Origin of the sequence: Halomonas caseinilytica, from assembly GCF_001662305.1 — a bacterium.
GTDB classification, from domain to species: Bacteria; Pseudomonadota; Gammaproteobacteria; order Pseudomonadales; family Halomonadaceae; genus Halomonas; species Halomonas caseinilytica.
In genome coordinates, this window is record NZ_BDEP01000016.1 from 106,055 (window position 1) to 124,379 (window position 18,325).

Genomic DNA, 18,325 nt, shown 5'->3' on the forward strand with positions numbered 1-18,325 from the left:
TGGCGCCTTGTCCACAGTCATGGTGCGCGATGGTAGGATGTGACGATTCGTTCACCCGCGAGGCTGAATCCCCCCATGTTCGGTTTTTTCAAGCGTAAGAAAAAGCAGGAAGAACAGGCGTCCCGGACGCCTGAACAGGAAGTCGAGCGCGACGAGGCAGCGCCTGTCGACGACGAGACGGCACCGTCCGAGGTCGAGTCGGCCCCTGAGATCGAGCCCGAGCCGACGCCTGAGGTCGAACCAGAACCTGCGCCCGAAGTCGAGCCCGAGCCGGCGCCTGAGGTCGAACCGGAACCCGCGCCCGAAGTCGAGCCCGAGCCGACGCCGGAGATCGAGCCGGAGCCCGCGCCTGAAGTCGAGCCCGAACCGACGCCGGAGATCGAGCCGAAGCCCGCGCCCGAAGTCGAGCCCGAGCCGGCGCCGGAGATCGAGCCGGAACCCGTGCCCGAAACCGAGCCCGAGCCGGCGTCCGAGTCGGCGCCAGTTGCTGTCGCCCCCCGGGAAAAGCCCCGTGGCACGAAGAAGGGCTGGTTCGCACGCATCAAGGATGGGCTGGGCAAGACACGTGCCAATCTGACCGATGGCTTGGCGGGGCTGTTCCTCGGCCGCAAACAGATCGACGATGATCTGATGGAAGAGCTCGAGACCCAGTTGCTGATGGCCGATGTGGGAATCGAGGCGACCACCGAGATCATCGATCGACTTACCGATCGGGTCTCGCGCAAGGAGCTCAAGGATCCCGAGGCGCTCTACAAGGCCCTCCAGGAGGAGCTCTCGAGCTTGCTCGAGGGGGTCACCCAGCCCCTGGAACTGCCGCCCAAGGGGGAAGGCCCCTTCGTGATCCTGGTGGTCGGCGTCAACGGTGTCGGCAAGACCACCACCATCGGCAAGCTGACGCAGCGCTTCCAGCGCGAGGGGCGCAGCGTGATGCTGGCCGCCGGCGACACCTTCCGTGCCGCCGCCGTGGAGCAACTCAAGATCTGGGGCGAGCGCAACGACGTGCCAGTGGTGGCCCAGCATACCGGTGCCGACAGCGCCTCCGTGGTCTACGATGCCCTGGCGGCGGCCAGGGCGCGTGGCATCGACGTGCTGATCGCCGACACGGCTGGGCGCCTGCATAACAAGTCGCACCTGATGGAGGAGTTGAAGAAGGTGCGGCGAGTGATGGGCAAGCTCGATGCCGAGGCCCCGCACGAGGTGATGCTGGTGCTCGATGCCGGCACCGGCCAGAACGCCCTGTCTCAAGCGTCGACCTTCAACGAGGCGGTGCCGGTCACTGGTATCACTCTGACCAAGCTCGATGGCACCGCCAAGGGCGGCATCATCTTTGCCCTGGCGCAGCAGCTCGGCACGCCGATCCGCTTCATTGGTGTGGGCGAGACGCTGGATGATCTGCGTCCGTTCGCGGCCCGCGAGTTCGTCGATGCGCTCTTCGACAGGGACGATGCCGCGGCATGATCGCCTTCGAGCATGTCGGCAAGCGCTATGGCGGGCGCTTCGATGCCCTGGCCCACCTCAACTTCCGGGTCGAGCGTGGCGAGATGGTCTTTCTCACCGGGCATTCCGGGGCCGGCAAGAGTTCGCTGCTGCGCTTGATCATCCGTCTCGAGCGCCCCAGCCGAGGGCGTATCCTGGTAGCAGGCCATGACATCGATCGCCTGCATCATACCCAGGTGCCCTTCTATCGGCGTCAGATCGGGGTGGTCTTCCAAGACCATCAGTTGCTGTTCGACCGCTCGATCTATCATAACGTGGCGCTGCCGCTGGAGATTCAGGGCATGGAGCCGCGGGAGGCCTCGCGCCGGGTGAGGGCGGCGCTCGACAAGGTCGGGCTGCTGCATCGTGAACGTGCATTGCCCATCGAGCTGTCGGGCGGCGAACAGCAACGGGTGGGCATCGCCCGCGCGGTGGTCAACAAGCCCGCCCTGCTGCTGGCCGACGAGCCGACGGGGAACCTCGATCCTCAGCTGTCGGCCGATATCATGTCGCTGTTCGAAGACTTCAATCGGATCGGCACCACGGTGATGGTGGCCAGTCACGACCTGGCGCTGATTGCGCGCCTGCGGCATCGTACCCTTCGCTTGCATGAAGGGCGTCTGGTGGCCGACGAGGAGGCCGTATGAGCTCTCAAGGACAGGAGCGGAGCCGACGCGGCGCCCGGACCCATCGCGCCAGCGCCGGGGGGCGATGGCGCAGCTGGGGCCGCCACCATCGGGCCATGAGCCTGGACAGTGCCCAGCGGCTGTTGCGTTATCCGCTGAGTAGCTTGTTGACCATGCTGGCCATCGCGATTGCGCTGGTGCTGCCGGCGGGGCTCTGGCTGGCCCTGGACGGGGCTCGGCTGCTCGATGCCGAGCTCGACGAGAGCGCTACCCTGACAGCCTATCTCGCCGATCGGGTCGACGACGGCGAGGCCGGGCGCATTGAGGAGGCGCTCTCGGCGCATGAGGGCGTGGCGGAGACCCGCTTGATCACCGCTGCCGAAGGCATGGCCGAGTTTCAGCAATCGCTGGGGCTCGAGGATGCCCTGGCGCGCTTGCCCGGCAATCCGTTGCCGGCCAGCGTGGTGGTCACGCCCGCCGATACGTCGCCCGAGTCCGTGCGTCGACTGGCAGGTGAGCTGGAGGCCGTGAGTGGCGTCGAGGAGGTGAGACTCGACTTCGCCTGGCTGGAGCGTCTGCGTCATCTGGCGGAACTCGGCCAGAGGGTCACGCTGGCCTTGGCCGTGCTGTTCGGTATGGGCGTGCTGCTGGTGGTGGGCAATACCATTCGCCTGGCCGTCGAGAATCGCCGTCAGGAGATCGAGGTGGTGACCCTGATCGGCGCTACCCATCCGTTCGTGCGGCGTCCTTTCCTGTACAGCGGCGCCTGGTACGGCCTGGGAGGCGGCATTCTGGCCTGCGGGCTGCTGACGCTCGGCGGCGATTGGCTGTCCGGGCCGGTCTCGGCCCTGGCGGCCAGCTACGGCGCCAGTTTCGCCCTGCCTGCCCTTGGATTCGGGGGGTCGGCAATACTTCTCGCATGTAGTACACTACTTGGCTGGCTGGGGGCCTGGATCGCGGTCAGTCGTCATCTGGCGCAGATTCGCCCCCGCTGATGCCATGGGTCACGAAAGTTTCATGGCGAATTCATCGCAAGCCGGAACCAAATCGGTCCCGTGTCGTCAAAGGCAGCGATTACCGATTCCACACATGGGTTTCGAGGGAGACAACCTGCACATGAGCACCAGTCTTCTGCCGGTGGGCCACCTTTCACCGGGCCACGACCTCAATGGTTACATCCAGGCGGTGAACGGGATTCCCATGCTCACCGTGGACGAGGAGCGTGAGCTGGCCTTTCGCCTCCATGACGAGGGCGACCTCGAGGCGGCGCGCCGTCTGGTGATGTCTCACCTGCGCTTCGTCGTGCATATCGCGCGGAGCTATTCCGGCTATGGCCTGGCTCAGGCGGACCTGATCCAGGAGGGCAACGTCGGCCTGATGAAGGCGGTCAAGCGCTTCGACCCCAATCAGGGCGTGCGTCTGGTGTCCTTCGCGGTCCACTGGATCAAGGCCGAGATCCACGAATTCGTGCTGCGCAACTGGCGGATCGTCAAGGTTGCCACCACCAAGGCCCAGCGCAAGCTGTTCTTCAACCTGCGTGGCGCCAAGAAGCGCCTGGCCTGGCTGAACAGCAATGAGGTCGAGGCCATCGCCAAGGACCTCGACGTCAAACCCGAGGTGGTGCGCGAGATGGAGGGGCGTCTGTCGGCCCATGATGCCGGCTTCGATGCCGCGCCCGGCGAGGACGAGGAATCCGCCTATCAGGCGCCGGTGCACTACCTGGACGACGCTTCCCAGGATCCGGCCACGCAGCTCGAGGACAGCGACTGGGAGGAAGACTCCACCCAGCGTCTGCAGGCGGCCCTGTCCGAGCTGGATGAGCGTTCCCGCGATATCCTCCAGCGCCGCTGGTTGAGCGACAGCAAGTCGACGCTCCACGATCTGGCCGATGTCTATGGCGTGTCGGCCGAGCGCATTCGCCAGCTCGAGAAGAACGCCATGAAGAAGATTCGTCAGCACATCGGCGATACCCTGGCGGCGTGACCAGCTTCGCGTGAAATGCCCCATGAGTCAGCTATTGAGGCGACTTCAGGCATCCGGCGATTCAGCATGCACAAGAAAGCCCCGGCCAATGGCCGGGGCTTTTGCGTTGGTGGCTGTTGCCGGGAGCGTCAAACGGTCTGGGGCGTTTCTCGAAGCAGGCGAGCGGAGAGCGCCTGCCATTGGTCGTCCCAGTGCTCCGTGGGCAGACGCTTAAAATCGCTGCGCACGTACTGGGAGATACGCCCCTCGACTTGGGCCAGCAGCATGTTGGCGGCGGCCGGGATCGGTAGTACGGGGCGTCGTCCTTCACGCAGTTCGGCCTCACGCAGTATCTGCTTGAGCTGGGTTTCCAGGCGCTCGAAGAGCTGATGGATGCGCTTGCGCAGCCGGGCAGTCTCGCCGGTCAGGGCATCGCCACCGAGCAGGCGCGACAGGCCGGGATTCTTCTCGGCGAAACCGAGCAGCAGGGTGAGGATCTGGCCGCAGCGTGGCACCGTTTCGGGCACCTCTTCGAGGATGCGACCGATGCGCTCGAACAGCGTCTGTTCGATGAATTCGATGAGCCCCTCGAACATGCGCGCCTTGCTGGGGAAGTGGCGATAGAGCGCCGCTTCCGAGACGCCGACCTGGCGAGCCAGGGCGGCGATGGTGATGCGTTTGCCGCTGTCTTCCTCCAGCATCAGCGCCAGCCCTTGCAGAATCTGGTCGCGGCGGCTGGAGGTCGGGGTTTCCTGCGTCATGATGTGCTTTTCTTGTCAGTCGATGGGAAAGGGTCAAGCGTCGTGCGTCGCCTCGTCTCCGGCATTGGTGATCAGGGTGCCCACGCCGGCGTTGGTGAAGATCTCGAGCAGGGTGGCGTGGGGGACTCGGCCGTCGATGATATGGGCGCTGGCCACGCCGCCCTTCACGGACTCCAGGGCGCAGCGGATCTTCGGCAGCATGCCGCCATGAATGGTGCCATCGGCGATCATGGCGTCGACCTGGGCGGTGCTGAGACCGGTCAGCACTTCGCCGTCGGCATTCATCAGTCCGGCCACGTTGGTCAGCAGCATCAGCTTCTCGGCATCCAGTGCCTCGGCCACCTTGCCGGCCACCAGGTCGGCATTGATGTTGAAGCTGCGGCCTGACGCGTCGACACCGATCGGTGCGATCACCGGGATGAAGTCTCGGCCGGCGAGCATCTCGATGAGATCGGTGGAGATGTGCTCCACTTCGCCCACGTGGCCGATGTCGATGATTTCCGGCGCCGTCATCTCCGGACTCTGGTGCTCGACCTTCAACTGGCGGGCACGAATCTGGGCGCCATCCTTGCCGGTCAGGCCGATGGCCTTGCCGCCGCACTGGTTGATCAGGTTGACGATGCCCTTGTTGACCAGCCCGCCGAGCACCATTTCGACGACGTCCATGGTCTCGGCGTCGGTGACGCGCATGCCGTTGACGAAGCGCGACTCGATGTTGAGCTTCCCGAGCAGCTCGCCGATCTGCGGGCCACCACCGTGAACGACCACCGGATTGATGCCGACTTCCTTCATCAGCACCATGTCGCGGGCGAAGGAATCGATCAGCGGGTCCTCGGTCATGGCGTTGCCGCCGTACTTGACCACCACGGTCTTGCCGGAGAAGCGTTGAATGTAGGGAAGTGCCTCGGAAAGCACTTCCACTACCTGGCGTGGGTCACGGGTCTGTTCGGTCATGTCGGGTTCCGTGTCGAGGAGCGAGGCGTCAGAGCGTAATCTCGAGTGTCGGGTCTACCTGCTTGAGGGCGTCGGCGAAACGGGCGCGTATGCGTGCCAGTGCTGCCTCGCTCTTGCCCTCGAAGCGCAGCACCAGCACCGGGGTGGTGTTGGAGGCACGGCACAGTCCCCAGCCGTCCGGGTAGTCGACGCGAATGCCGTCCAGGGTGGTCTTGACGCCGTCGTCACCGAAGTCGCCTTCCCGAGCCAGGCGCGCGACGAGGTCGAACTTGGTCTCGTCGGTCACCGTGACGTTGATTTCGGGAGTGCCGATATCCTGAGGATAGCGCGCGAAGAAGGCGTCGGCGTCGAGAGATTGGCGCGACAGCACCTCCAGCAGGCGAGCGGCGCCGTAGAGGCCGTCGTCGAAGCCGAACCAGCGCTCCTTGAAGAAGATGTGGCCGCTCATCTCACCGGCGAGCAGTGCGCCGGTTTCCTTCATGCGCGCCTTGATCAGTGAGTGGCCGGTGCGCCACATTTCCGGTGTGCCGCCTGCCTGCTCGATCACCCTGCCCAGGTTGCCGGTGCACTTGACGTCGAAGATCACCCGGGCGCCGGGGTTGCGCTCCAGCATGTCCTCGGCGAACGCCATCATCAGATGGTCGGGATAGATCAGCTGGCCCGAGGGCGTGACCACGCCGAGCCGGTCGCCGTCGCCATCGAAGGCCAGGCCGATGTCGGCCCCCCTTGCCTGGACCTCGGCGATCAGGTCCTTGAGGTTTTCCGGCTTGCCGGGGTCCGGGTGGTGATTGGGGAAGGTGCCGTCGATCTCGGCATAGAGCGGGATGGTCTCGGCGCCGAGGCGTTCCACGAGCTTCGGGCCGAGCTCGCCGGCTACACCGTTGCCGCAATCCACCACGGCCTTGATCGGTCGCGTCAGGACGACATCGCCGAGGATGCGCTCCAGGTAGGCATCGCGCAGATCCTGCTGGCTCACCTGCCCTTGGCCTTCGGTCAGGTCGCCTTCCTCGAGGCGGCGGTGCAGGTCGGTGATGGTGTCGCCGGAGAGCGTCTCGCCGCCGAGCACGATCTTGAAGCCGTTGTAGTCGGGCGGGTTGTGACTGCCGGTGACCATCACGCCGGAAGCCGTGCCCTCCACGACGTGGGTGGCGAAGTAGAGCACCGGTGTCGGCACCATGCCGATGTCGATCGCGTCGCAGCCCGAGGCAGTCAGGCCGCGCGTCAGGGCCGCGAGCATGCGAGGGCCGGAGAGGCGACCGTCACGCGCGACGATCACCCGGGACTCGCCCTTCGCTCTGGCGGCACTGCCGATGGCCCGGCCGATGCTTTCGACGCCGGGTTCGGTGAGGGTGTCGTCGACCACGCCGCGGATGTCATAGGCGCGGAAGATGGAGGCGGGCGCAGAGTGGGTGCTGTCTGTCGTCATGTCATCGGTCCTTGATCGTGAAAGAGGTCAATGGCGTCGCCGGGATCAGTGACGCCCGGAGCTGCCGAAGCCGCCCATGCCCCGTGCGCTGGCATCGAAGTCATCGACGACCTCGAGGTCGGCCTGCACCACCGGCACCAGGACGTACTGGGCCAGGCGTTCGAAGGGCTCCAGCGTGAAGGTCGTGTGGCCCCGATTCCAGACCGAGACCATCAACTCGCCCTGATAGTCGGAGTCGATCAGCCCCACCAGGTTGCCGAGCACGATGCCGTGCTTGTGGCCGAGCCCCGAGCGGGGCAGGACCATGCCGGCGAGTCCCGGGTCGGCGATGTGGATGGCGAGTCCGGTGCGTACCAGCTCGCAGTCGCCTGGCTCGAGTGTCAGGGGAGCGTCGAGCAGGGCTCGCAGGTCCATGCCCGCGGAGCCGGCAGTGGCGTAATGGGGCAGGTGATCGCGCATGCGCTCGTCGAGCAGCTTGACGGCGAGACGGGGGCGGTCGGGAAATGTCGGCATCGGGTGTCTTCCGGAATCGAGGTGTCAGGCGTGGTGAAGGGGAGCCAGTCGGGTCAGTGCCCGTCGCAGAATGGCCTCGGCCAGTCGTGACTTGGGCTGCGGGGGCTGGGGATCGCGGTCGATGGCGTCGCCGTCGCGCCAGAGCAGCACGGCGGCGTTGTCGTCGGCACCGAAGCCGAGTCCGGCCCGGGAGACATCGTTGGCCACCACCATGTCGAGTTGCTTGCGTGTCAGCTTGTCCCGGCCATAGCGCTCGAGGTCACGGGTCTCGGCGGCGAAGCCGATGACGAAGGGACGGCGTGCGTCCCGAGCGGCGATACGGGCGATGATGTCGGGGTTCTTCACCAGGCGCAGGGTCATGGCGTTTTCATCGTCACGCTTCTTGAGCTTGTGTTCGGCCGGTGCCTCGGCGCGATAGTCGGCCACGGCGGCACAGCCGATGAACAGGTCGCAATCGTCGGCGAGGCGTTCGGCGGCCGCCAGCATGTCGTCGGCGCTTTCCACATCGTGCCGGGTTACGCCGGACGGCGTGGGCAGGGCGACCGGACCGCTGATCAGGTGCACTACGGCGCCCAGGGCCACAGCGGCGGTAGCCAAGGCATAGCCCATCTTGCCGGAGCTGTGGTTGGAGAGATAGCGGACCGGGTCGAGGGCCTCGCGGGTCGGCCCGGCGGTGATCACGACCTTCAGCCCCTCGGCAGGGCGCTTCACCGCTCCGGACAAGCCGGCCATGATGTCCTCCGGCTCGAGCATGCGACCAGGCCCCACGTCGCCGCAGGCCTGGTCGCCGCTGTCGGGGCCGAGCAGGTGCCAGCCATCTTCGGTGAGCTGACGGGCGTTGCGCGCGGTGGCGGGATGGCTCCACATGGCCTGATTCATGGCCGGCGCCATGAACTTTTCGGCATGGCTGGCCAGGCACAGGGTGGTGAGCAGGTCGTCCGCTTGGCCATGGGCCAGGCGCGCCATCAAGTCGGCGGTCGCCGGGGCAATCAGGATCCGGTCGGCCCAGCGGGCCAGCTCGATGTGCCCCATGCCGGCTTCAGCCTCGGGGTCGAGCAGGGAGGTGCGTACTGCCTCGCCGGTCAGGGCTTGGAGCGTCAAGGGCGCGATGAAGGCCTGGGCGCCCTCGGTCATGACCACGCGTACCTCGAAGCCCGCCTGCTTGAGAAGACGGGCCAGGTGTGCGCTCTTGTAGGCGGCGATACCGGCGCCGATCCCGAGCAGGATGCGTTTTCCGGGCAATGCTGACATGGCGGTGTCCAAGCGTGAATCCGGTCGTCTACCTTACCATTCGCGGGTGATCTTGCGTAGCCGGCTCCGAGCGACGGCGCCACACCATCGACATGGCGTCTACACTAGAGGCGAAGGGTTGCCGTTGACGCGGCAGGGGCGGCGTGCATGGCCAGGATAAGGACGATGGACATGCACGGGAGGCAAGGATGTCGATTCGCGACTGGCCGGAGGGCGAGCGCCCTCGGGAAAAACTCTTGGCGCTGGGCTCGGAGGCGCTGTCCGATGCCGAGTTGTTGGCGATCTTCCTGCGCGTCGGGGTGCCGGGGCGCTCCGCCGTGGATCTGGCGCGGGATCTGTTGTCGAGCTTTGGCGGCCTGCGCCCCTTGCTGGAGGCCGATCAACGGACCTTCTGTGCCGAGCGCGGGTTGGGGCAGGCCAAGTACGTACAGTTGCAGGCGGTGCTGGAGCTGGCGCGGCGCCATCTGGCCAGCCGGCTGGATCGCGAGGCAGCCCTGACCTCGCCGGGACTGGTCCGCGACTACCTGTCGTCGCGATTGCGTCACCTCGGGCATGAGGAATTCGCCGCTCTCTTTCTCGACAGCCAGCACCGGGTGATCCGCTACGAGTCGCTGTTCCGGGGAACGCTGGACAGTGCCTCGGTGTACCCTCGTGAAGTGGCACGCCGAGCCCTGGAGCTGGGCGCCGGCGCGATGATCTTCGCGCACAACCATCCCTCCGGGGTGGCCGAGCCGAGCGACGCCGACCGGCGGATCACCGAGCGACTCAGGCAGGCGCTCGCGTTGTTCGAGATTCGGGTGCTGGACCACTTCGTGGTCGGAGATGGCGAGGTAGTATCCTTTGCCGAGCAAGGCCTGCTATAATCTCGCGTCTCGCTTGTCTGGCCCGGCCAACTCTGGTATAAAGTGCAGCCTTTGAATTCCCTTGGGTCAAATGACACGGGGTCGCCCCGGTTTGCCCGACAGGTTTTGAACACTCAGGATAATATCCTGGCCAAGCGGTTGGAGGCTCTCATGTCCAAAGTATGTCAGGTTACCGGCAAGCGCCCGGTGACTGGTCACAACGTATCTCACTCTCAGCGCAAGACCACGCGTCGTTTTGTGCCGAACCTGCACACCCACCGTTTCTGGGTGGAAGCCGAGAAGCGCTTCGTCAAGCTGCGCGTCTCCACCAAGGGTATGCGCATCATCGACAAGAAGGGTATCGATGCGGTGCTCAGCGATATCCGTAAGCGCGGCGAGACCGTTTAAGACACTCCAGCGCCCGATCCATCAGGGAGAAGAGTCATGCGTGACAAGATCAGAATGGTGTCCAGCGCCGGTACCGGCCACTTCTACACCACCGACAAGAACAAGCGGAACACCCCGGACAAGCTCGAAATGAAGAAGTTCGACCCGGTGGTCCGCAAGCGTGTCATCTACAAGGAAGCCAAGATCAAGTGATCGCGATGCCGCTGCGCTGATGCGCGGCATCCTGGCCGTCGGCCCCGTTCGCAACAGCGTGCCGGGTCGTTCGATGGCTTCCTTCCGCAGGTAGTTAGAGCCTGTCCGCCTGAACCCGGCCCGATGGTCGGGTTCTTGCGTATGTCATCCCGATGCCGGAACTCCCGTCATGCCCGAGCTTCCCGAGGTCGAAACCACACGTCGAGGCATTGCCCCTCATGTCGAGGCGCGCGAGATCCGTGAGGTGATCGTGCGGCAGTCGCGCCTGCGCCATCCGGTGCCGGAGGATCTCGTCGATCGCCTGGTCGGGGCGCGCCTGGGCCGGCTGGAGCGTCGCGCCAAGTATCTGCTGGTGCCGGTGGTCGGGGAGCAGGGCGGGACCCTGCTGTGTCATCTGGGCATGTCCGGCAGCCTGCGCATCGCACGGCTGGGCGAGCTGCCCAAGAAGCATGATCATGTCGACCTGGTGTTCGATGACGGCGGTATCCTGCGCTACCACGATCCGCGTCGCTTCGGCTTCATCGATTGGCTGGACGGCGATGCCGAGCAGGATCGGCGGTTGGCGAAGCTAGGGCCGGAGCCGCTCTCGGAGGCCTTCGATGGCGAGCGGCTCTATGCCATGTCCCGGAAGCGACGGCTGGCGGTCAAGCCCTTCCTGATGGATAACGCCGTGGTGGTCGGCGTCGGCAACATCTATGCCGCCGAGGCCCTGTTCCTGGCGGGTATCGACCCGCGCCGTGAAGCAGGGCGCATCTCGCGCAAGCGTTATACGCGCTTGGCCGATGCCATCCGAGAGGTGCTGGCCGCCGCGATCACGCAGGGGGGAACGACGCTGAGGGATTTTGTCAGCGGCACCGGCGAGCCGGGGTACTTCGCCCAGCGGCTCAATGTGTATGGCCGCGACGGTGAGCCCTGCCGACGCTGTGGCGCCGAGTTGCGTCTGGTGACCCTGGGGCAGCGTGCCAGCGTCTTCTGTGCCGGGTGCCAGCGCTGAGCTGGTGGCCCTGCCCATTTCTACATCAATCACGAGATTTCCGATGACCGCTCTACGCTCACTGCGCCTCAAGAAGAACGCCGACCGGCGGCTGAAGGCCGGCCATCTCTGGCTGTATTCCAACGAGATCGATACCGGCGCCACACCGCTCAAGGACTTCGCGCCGGGCGAGCAGGCGGTGGTGGAAGCCGCGAACGGCAAGGCCATGGGCGTGGCCTACGTCAATGCTCACTCATTGATCTGCGCGCGCCTGGTCTCCCGCGATGCCGGCACCGTCCTCGATCGCTCGCTGCTGGTGCACCGTCTCAATCAGGCCCTGTCGCTGCGCCAGCGCCTGTTCGCCAAGCCCTACTATCGCCTGGTGCACGGTGAAGGCGACCTGTTGCCCGGGCTGGTGATCGATCGTTTCGACGATGTCCTGGTGGTGCAACTCAATACCGCCGGCATGGAGGCCGTACGCGAGCCGTTGCTCGATGCCCTGGACAAGGTGCTGTCGCCGCGCGTGGTGGTGCTGCGCCATGATACCAGCGGTCGCCGCATGGAAGGACTCGAGGGCGGCGTCGAGGTGCTCGGCGACGAGCCGCCCGAGAACGTCGAGCTGGAAGAGAACGGCGTGCGCTTCATCGCACCGGTGCTGGATGGTCAGAAGACCGGCTGGTTCTTCGATCATCGCGCCAACCGAGCTTGGCTCAACGGCCTGGTGGCTGGCAAGCGGGTGCTGGATCTGTTCAGCTATGTCGGTGGCTGGGGCATTCAGGCGGCCGCACACGGCGCCAGCGAAGTCCTGTGCGTCGATGCCAGTGAGCGCGCGCTTCAGGGCGTGGCCGAGAACGCCGAGTTGAATGGTCTCCAGGAGCGCGTCGCGGTGGGCGAGGGAGATGCCTTCGAGGCGTTGGCCGCTCTCAAGGCCGACGACGAGCGCTTCGACGTGGTGATCCTCGACCCGCCGGCCTTCATCAAGAAACGCAAGGACACGGCCGCCGGAGAGCGTGCCTATGGCCGGCTCAACCGCGAGGCGATGCGCCTGCTGGGGCGCGATGGTCTGCTGGTCTCGGCTTCCTGCTCCATGCATCTGGGCATGGATCGTCTCACGGATGTGGTGCGTGGCGCCGCTCGTCATCAGGACCGACATGGCCAGGTGATCTTCCAGGGGCATCAGGGGCCGGACCATCCCGTGCATCCCGCCATTCCCGAGACCTCTTATCTGAAGGCGCTGGGGGTGCGGGTCTTCCGCGACTAGTTTCTGTGAAAAGTGCCTGCGCTCGGTTATACGGCGTTGAAAATCTGCTCAAAATGCTCATTTACTCCTTGTAAACTCCGCTTTTTCGCAGATTTTCGCCTTGTCTAACCTTCGCGCGTCGACTTTTCAGACAGTGCTTGGGGCCTGTGAAAAGTGCCTGGCCCCGTCGATGGTGCTGAGGAGTGCTCATCATGAGGAAGGTCGCGTCGTGAGGGATATCGATTTCGTCCGCGTCTTCGCGCACTCGAATCCACTGCTGGTCAGCCATGTGGCCAATCTGCTCGAGTCGGCCGGCATCCCGGTGGAGCGTCGCAACATGACGCTGGGCGGCGCTTCGGGAGAGCTGCCGCCTGTCGAGTGCGAGCCCGAAGTGTGGGTGGCGCCTCACAATCGCGCTCAGGCCGAGGACCTGATCCGGGCGAGCCGGCAGGGCGAAGCGCGTCCCGATTGGGTCTGTCCCGGTTGTGGCGAAGTGCTCGAAGGTGTCTTCGATGGTTGCTGGAGGTGCGGCCGCGATCGACCATGATGTCGCCACCAGCCTGGATCTCGACCCCAACAAGCGACAGGGAGTATGCCGTCATGTCCTGGGACCTGCCCGATCCTTTCATCATTGATCTTGACGTCGCGCCGTCGAGTATCGACGACTATGGCCATGCCAACAACGCCGAATACCTGCGCTGGGTGGAGCGCATCAGTTGGCGTCACTCGGAGCATCTGGGGCTCAGCCTGGCCCGCTATCGCGAGCTGGATCGTGCCATGGCGGTGCACCGGCACGAGCTTGACTACCTGGCGCCGGCTTTCGAAGGCGACAGGCTGCAACTGGCGACCTGGATCGTCGATTGTGACGGCCGCCTGACGCTGACGCGCCGTTTTCAGCTCAGGCAGCGCGAGGGTGGCCAGACGTTATTGCGTGCCCGCACTCGTTTCGCCTGCATCGAGCTTTCCAGTGGCCGCCCTCGGCGCCTGCCGGATGAGTTTCGGCGTTGCTACGGAGCGGCTCTGGTCAGCGAGTGACCGGTGGGCGCAAGTCTTTCTGTCTGATCTTCTTCTGGCAGATGTATTTTCGATGTCGCGGCGGTCTTGTCCGCGTTTTTTTTGTTTTTCTTCCGTGATCTCTGCGTGTATGCACTGTTGTGCTGTAATGGGATGAGTACGCTGTTGTCCACCGTTCGCCCATCGGAGGAATCCTATGAAGATCGCCGTGCCGAAGGAAATCAAGAACCACGAATATCGCGTAGCCTTGACCCCCAGCGGGGCTCGCGAGTTGGTCGGCCGTGGCCACGAGGTCATTGTCCAGGCCGCCGCCGGCGAAGGCGCCGGCTTCAGCGACGCCGACTTCGAGGCGGCCGGCGCTCGACTGGAGGCCGATGTGGCCAGGCTGTGGGATGAGGCCGAGCTGATTCTCAAGGTCAAGGAACCCCAGGCCGAGGAAGTCGCCAGGCTGACCCGCGGGCAGACCCTGTTCACCTATCTGCACCTGGCGGCCGAGGAAGCGCTGACCAAGGGGCTGCTCGAAAGCGGTGCCACCTGCATTGCCTACGAGACCATCACCGCCTCCGAAGGCGGCCTGCCGTTGCTGGCGCCAATGAGCACCGTGGCAGGCCGCATGGCCGTCCAGGCCGGTGCGCACAGTCTCGAGAAGGCCCAAGGCGGTTCCGGTGTGCTGCTTCCGGGCGTGCCGGGCGTGGCGCCGGCCAGGGTCACGGTCATCGGTGGCGGTGTGGTCGGCGAGAACGCCGCTCGCATGGCCTTGGGGCTGGGTGCCGAAGTGACGGTGCTGGACAAGTCCATTCCGCGCCTCGAGACCCTGGACGACCGCTATCAGGGCCGCATGAAGACGGTATTCTCCACGGCCGATGCGCTTGAGGAAGCGGTGCGCGAGTCGGATCTGGTCATCGGCGCCGTGCTGGTGCCCGGGGCCGCCGCGCCCAAGCTGATCACGCGGGAGATGCTGTCCGACATGAAGCCTGGCAGCGTGCTGGTGGATGTGGCCATCGACCAGGGTGGCTGCTTCGAGACCAGCAGGCCCACGACTCATGCCGAACCGACCTATGTGGTGGATGGCGTGGTGCACTATTGCGTGGCCAACATGCCAGGCGCGGTGGCACGCACCTCCACCCAGGCGTTGACCAACGCCACCCTGCCGTTCGTGCTGTCGCTTGCCGACAAGGGCTGGCAGAAGGCGCTGGCCGACGACGACCACTTCGCCGCGGGGCTCAATGTTCACGACGGCAAACTCACCTACCGTGCCGTGGCCGAAGCCTTCGGGCTGGAGTATGTGGAAGCCGCCACCTTGATCGGCTGAGACGGGGCCGACTCGTTGACGAAAGGCCAGGGCTGCCGCGTGGAGTCCTGGCCTTTTCTCGATCTGAGGTTGGTCTCTTTCCCTAGCGACGACTGCGATGCCTCGTCAGGGAGCTCCTGACGAGGGGCGCCGGGACCAAGCCGAAGAGGAGATCCGACGCCAAGGGTGAGAAGCACTGCTCCGAACGGGCTGGCCATGGATGGCCAGCACTGGTCCTGCAAGCGGAGCAGGATACTACGAGAGCGCCGCTGGGCGTCGGTAGTGTACAAGGAGGTATTCACAGCACTTCCTCGCGATCAGCCCCGGGCAGATACGACTCTCTGCACTAGCCCTGCGACTTGTTCCCGGCAGGTCGCCTTGACCGGGGCCTCGCGTTACCATGGCGGGCATTCCAGAGTCAGCAGAGTCCCGCTTTCATGACTGCAGCATCCGACAAGACCCGTGTGCTCACGGGCATCACCACCACCGGTACTCCCCACCTGGGCAACTATGTCGGCGCCATCAAGCCCGCCATCGCCGCGAGCCAGGACCCGAGCGTCCAGTCCTACTATTTCCTCGCCGACCTGCATGCGCTGATCAAGAGCCAGGACCCGAAGCGGGTCCAGCAGTCGCGCCTGGAGATCGCCGCCACCTGGCTGGCCCTGGGGCTGGATACCGATAATGCCATCTTCTATCGGCAGTCGGACATTCCCGAGATTCCCGAGCTGACCTGGATGCTGTCCTGCGTCTGCGCCAAGGGCCTGATGAATCGTGCCCATGCCTACAAGGCGGCGGTGGCCGACAACGAGCAGGCCGGTCATCCGGACCCGGACAAGGGCGTGACCATGGGGCTGTTCGGCTATCCGGTGCTGATGGCCGCCGACATCCTGATGTTCAACGCCCAGCGTGTGCCGGTAGGACGCGACCAGATCCAGCACATCGAGATGGCGCGCGACATGGCCGGCCGCTTCAATCACCTCTTCAAGGGCCAGTACTTCACCCTGCCCGATGCGGTGGTCGACGAGCGGGTCGAGGTTCTGGGCGGGCTCGATGGACGCAAGATGTCCAAGAGCTACGACAACACCATCCCGCTGTTCGTCTCCGAGAAAAAGCTGCTCAAGTTGGTGCGCAAGATCAAGACCAACTCGCTGGAACCCGGCGAGCCCAAGGATCCGGATAGCTGCACGCTGTTCCAGATCTACTCGGCCTTCGCCAGTCAGGAAGAGGCGGCCGAGATGCGTACCGAATACGAGAACGGGATCGGCTGGGGCGAGGCCAAGAACCGGGTCTTCGAATACCTCAATGAACAACTTCGCGAGCCGAGGGAGCGCTACCAGGCGCTGCTGGAAGATCCTGCTCACATCGAGAACGTGCTCCGCCAGGGGGCCGAGCGTGCCCGTGCCGAGGCCGCGCCTTTCATGGATCGGCTGCGCCAGGCGGTAGGTCTGGGACGTTTCGTCTGATTCGCCACGCTGAACGGCGCCTCCAGGAGCCTTGGTCTCCATGGGCGGTGCGCCGACGTGGTAGAGTAGCGCCCAAGTCGCCGCAGAGCGTCACGGCCCGGATTCCAGAGACAGCAGAGACGAACCGATGACCAGAGAAGCCAAGCGCCCCCTCTATATTCCCTACGCCGGGCCCCCCTTGCTCGAGATGCCGCTGCTCAACAAGGGGAGTGCCTTCACTCGCGAGGAACGCCTCGAGTTCAACCTGATCGGCCTGTTGCCGCAGAATGTCGAGACCATCGAGGAACAGGTCGAGCGGGCCTATCGCCAGTATCGCCAGTGCCAGAACGATCTGGACCGGCACATTTATCTGCGCGCCATCCAGGACGACAACGAGACACTTTATTTTCGTCTGGTCTCCGAGCATCTCGAGGAGATGCTGCCGATCATCTATACCCCCACGGTGGGGCAGGCCTGCGAAGAATTCTCCAACATCTATCGCAACCATCGTGGCCTGTTCATTTCCTATCCCGATCGGGACCGCATGGACGATATCCTGCGCAGCGCCACCAAGGACAAGGTCAAGGTGATCGTGGTCACCGATGGTGAGCGTATCCTGGGGCTGGGCGATCAGGGGATCGGCGGCATGGGAATTCCCATCGGCAAACTTTCCCTGTACACCGCCTGTGGCGGCATCAGCCCGGCCTATACGCTGCCGATCACGCTCGATGTGGGCACCAACAACCAGGCCCTGCTCGACGACCCGATGTACATGGGCTGGCGACATCCGCGTGTCTCCCAGGCAGAGTACGATGCCTTCATGGCAGACTTCATCGCGGCCGTGAAGCGTCGCTGGCCTCAGGTGCTGCTGCAGTTCGAGGACTTCGCCCAGGCCAATGCCATGCCGCTGCTGGAGCGTTACCGCGACGAGCTGTGCTGCTTCAATGACGACATCCAGGGAACTGCCTCGGTCTGCGTAGGCACCCTGATGGCGGCGTGCAAGGCTCGGGGCGAAGGCGTGGCCGATCAGCGTGTGGTCTTCGTGGGAGCAGGGTCCGCCGGTTGCGGCATCGCCGAGCAAGTGGTGGTGGCCATGCAAGCCGAGGGCCTGTCGGAACAGGAGGCCCGGGCGCGCGTCTTCATGGTCGACCGCGAGGGGCTGGTGACCTCGGAACAGTCCTGGCTACGCGATTTCCAGCGGCGGTTGGCGCAGGACCCCTCGCTGGTCGAGGGCTGGGACGGGCAGGCGCTGCTCGAGGTGGTCAAGCAGGTGCGTCCGACGGTGCTGCTCGGTGTTTGCGGCCAACAGGGCCTGTTCACCGAAGAGGTGATCCGCACCATGCATGCCGGTTGCCCTTCGCCGCTGGTGATGCCGCTTTCCAACCCGACCTCCCGAGCCGAAGCGTTGCCGGAAGACGTGATCCGCTGGACCGACGGCCAGGCCATGGTGGCCACGGGCAGCCCCTTCGCGCCGGTGGAGTATCAGGGACGCCAGTATCCCATCGCCCAGTGTAACAACGCCTATATCTTTCCGGGCATCGGGCTCGGTGTGGTGGCCGCCGGTGCGCGCCGGGTCACCGACGGCATGCTGATGGCGGCTTCCCGTGCCCTGGCGGCGGAAGCGCCGGTGGCCAAGACCGGTGAAGGGTCGGTGTTGCCGGCCCTGTCGAAGATCCGGGATCTGTCCAAGGCGATCGCCTTCGAAGTGGCCGCCCAGGCGCAGAAGGAGGAAGTGGCCCTGAAAAGCGATGAAAAGGCCATCCGTGCCGCCATCGAGCGCCACTTCTGGTATCCGGAGTATCGGGATTATCGGCGCCGTTCCTTCTGACATCGTCGGCGTGCGGTGATGTGCCCCTGCTGCGCGTTGGCGTTGCTCGCAAGATAGCGACCCGCCACAAAGAAGCCCCCGCCGGTGAACCGGCGGGGGCTTTTGCGTCAAGGGGGAAAGGCGGCG

At 65.0% G+C, this 18,325-nt stretch carries 19 protein-coding genes; 14 read left to right on the forward strand and 5 right to left on the reverse strand.

Annotation, left to right across the window (positions count from 1 at the left end):
• Positions 1 to 75: 75 nt before the first annotated feature.
• The 4 genes from ftsY (at position 76) to rpoH (ending at position 4,085) form a co-directional block, all read left to right on the forward strand.
• Positions 76 to 1,458: a signal recognition particle-docking protein FtsY gene (gene ftsY, locus A9O65_RS10515; RefSeq protein WP_064702101.1), complete on the forward strand. Its 1,383-nt coding sequence runs from the start codon at positions 76 to 78 to the stop codon at positions 1,456 to 1,458.
• A complete protein-coding gene (ftsE, locus tag A9O65_RS10520) occupies positions 1,455 to 2,123 on the forward strand; it encodes a cell division ATP-binding protein FtsE (protein WP_064699679.1) in 669 nt (222 codons plus the stop codon). Before ftsY ends, ftsE begins: the two co-directional genes overlap by 4 nt.
• Positions 2,120 to 3,097 carry a permease-like cell division protein FtsX gene (ftsX, locus tag A9O65_RS10525; protein ID WP_064702102.1) on the forward strand — a complete coding sequence of 326 codons (978 nt, stop codon included), beginning with the start codon at positions 2,120 to 2,122 and terminating at the stop codon, positions 3,095 to 3,097. The genes ftsE and ftsX overlap by 4 nt, the downstream gene beginning before the upstream one ends.
• Positions 3,098 to 3,218: 121 nt before the next feature.
• Positions 3,219 to 4,085 carry an RNA polymerase sigma factor RpoH gene (gene rpoH / locus A9O65_RS10530; RefSeq protein WP_064699795.1) on the forward strand — a complete coding sequence of 289 codons (867 nt, stop codon included), beginning with the start codon at positions 3,219 to 3,221 and terminating at the stop codon, positions 4,083 to 4,085.
• Positions 4,086 to 4,213: 128 nt separating this feature from the next.
• Here rpoH and slmA read toward each other — a convergent pair whose 3' ends face one another.
• Genes slmA through coaBC form a run of 5 tightly spaced genes read right to left on the reverse strand, consistent with a single transcriptional unit; the run spans position 4,214 to position 8,969 of the window.
• Entirely contained in the window at positions 4,214 to 4,825 is a 612-nt protein-coding gene (gene slmA / locus A9O65_RS10535) for a nucleoid occlusion factor SlmA (protein WP_064699677.1), read from the reverse strand.
• Between the two features lie 33 nt (positions 4,826 to 4,858).
• Complete coding sequence (gene argB / locus A9O65_RS10540) at positions 4,859 to 5,779, reverse strand: acetylglutamate kinase (RefSeq protein WP_064699676.1); 921 nt, start codon at positions 5,777 to 5,779, stop codon at positions 4,859 to 4,861.
• A 28-nt stretch (positions 5,780 to 5,807) separates the two neighbouring features.
• Positions 5,808 to 7,205 carry a phosphomannomutase/phosphoglucomutase gene (locus A9O65_RS10545; RefSeq protein WP_064702103.1) on the reverse strand — a complete coding sequence of 466 codons (1,398 nt, stop codon included), beginning with the start codon at positions 7,203 to 7,205 and terminating at the stop codon, positions 5,808 to 5,810.
• Between the two features lie 45 nt (positions 7,206 to 7,250).
• Positions 7,251 to 7,718 (reverse strand): dUTP diphosphatase, encoded by a 468-nt coding sequence (dut, locus tag A9O65_RS10550; RefSeq protein WP_064699674.1) that lies wholly within the window; start codon positions 7,716 to 7,718, stop codon positions 7,251 to 7,253.
• 24 nt (positions 7,719 to 7,742) lie between these two features.
• A complete protein-coding gene (gene coaBC, locus A9O65_RS10555) occupies positions 7,743 to 8,969 on the reverse strand; it encodes a bifunctional phosphopantothenoylcysteine decarboxylase/phosphopantothenate--cysteine ligase CoaBC (RefSeq protein ID WP_064702193.1) in 1,227 nt (408 codons plus the stop codon).
• A gap of 188 nt (positions 8,970 to 9,157) precedes the next feature.
• Here coaBC and radC point away from each other — a divergent pair, with 188 nt between their 5' ends.
• From radC to A9O65_RS10605, 10 genes are all read left to right on the forward strand, one after another.
• The gene (radC, locus tag A9O65_RS10560) at positions 9,158 to 9,832 is read left to right on the forward strand and encodes a RadC family protein (RefSeq protein ID WP_064702104.1); all 675 of its coding nucleotides are present in this window, start codon (positions 9,158 to 9,160) and stop codon (positions 9,830 to 9,832) included.
• Positions 9,833 to 9,982: 150 nt separating this feature from the next.
• Positions 9,983 to 10,219 carry a 50S ribosomal protein L28 gene (gene rpmB, locus A9O65_RS10565; RefSeq protein WP_064699672.1) on the forward strand — a complete coding sequence of 79 codons (237 nt, stop codon included), beginning with the start codon at positions 9,983 to 9,985 and terminating at the stop codon, positions 10,217 to 10,219.
• 36 nt (positions 10,220 to 10,255) lie between these two features.
• Positions 10,256 to 10,411, forward strand: a complete 156-nt coding sequence (gene rpmG, locus A9O65_RS10570; RefSeq protein ID WP_064699671.1) for a 50S ribosomal protein L33 — start codon at positions 10,256 to 10,258, stop codon at positions 10,409 to 10,411.
• A gap of 169 nt (positions 10,412 to 10,580) precedes the next feature.
• Positions 10,581 to 11,405 carry a bifunctional DNA-formamidopyrimidine glycosylase/DNA-(apurinic or apyrimidinic site) lyase gene (gene mutM, locus A9O65_RS10575; protein WP_064699670.1) on the forward strand — a complete coding sequence of 275 codons (825 nt, stop codon included), beginning with the start codon at positions 10,581 to 10,583 and terminating at the stop codon, positions 11,403 to 11,405.
• Between the two features lie 43 nt (positions 11,406 to 11,448).
• Positions 11,449 to 12,645, forward strand: a complete 1,197-nt coding sequence (locus tag A9O65_RS10580) for a class I SAM-dependent rRNA methyltransferase (protein ID WP_064699669.1) — start codon at positions 11,449 to 11,451, stop codon at positions 12,643 to 12,645.
• Positions 12,646 to 12,853: 208 nt separating this feature from the next.
• Positions 12,854 to 13,171 (forward strand): putative signal transducing protein, encoded by a 318-nt coding sequence (locus tag A9O65_RS10585; RefSeq protein ID WP_082920008.1) that lies wholly within the window; start codon positions 12,854 to 12,856, stop codon positions 13,169 to 13,171.
• 53 nt (positions 13,172 to 13,224) lie between these two features.
• Complete coding sequence (locus A9O65_RS10590; RefSeq protein ID WP_064699667.1) at positions 13,225 to 13,659, forward strand: acyl-CoA thioesterase; 435 nt, start codon at positions 13,225 to 13,227, stop codon at positions 13,657 to 13,659.
• A gap of 175 nt (positions 13,660 to 13,834) precedes the next feature.
• Positions 13,835 to 14,950, forward strand: coding sequence for an alanine dehydrogenase (ald, locus tag A9O65_RS10595; RefSeq protein ID WP_064699666.1), 1,116 nt, complete (start codon positions 13,835 to 13,837; stop codon positions 14,948 to 14,950).
• Positions 14,951 to 15,366: 416 nt separating this feature from the next.
• Positions 15,367 to 16,392 (forward strand): tryptophan--tRNA ligase, encoded by a 1,026-nt coding sequence (locus tag A9O65_RS10600; protein ID WP_064702105.1) that lies wholly within the window; start codon positions 15,367 to 15,369, stop codon positions 16,390 to 16,392.
• A 127-nt stretch (positions 16,393 to 16,519) separates the two neighbouring features.
• Positions 16,520 to 18,199: an NAD-dependent malic enzyme gene (locus A9O65_RS10605; protein WP_064702106.1), complete on the forward strand. Its 1,680-nt coding sequence runs from the start codon at positions 16,520 to 16,522 to the stop codon at positions 18,197 to 18,199.
• Positions 18,200 to 18,325 lie beyond the last annotated feature (126 nt).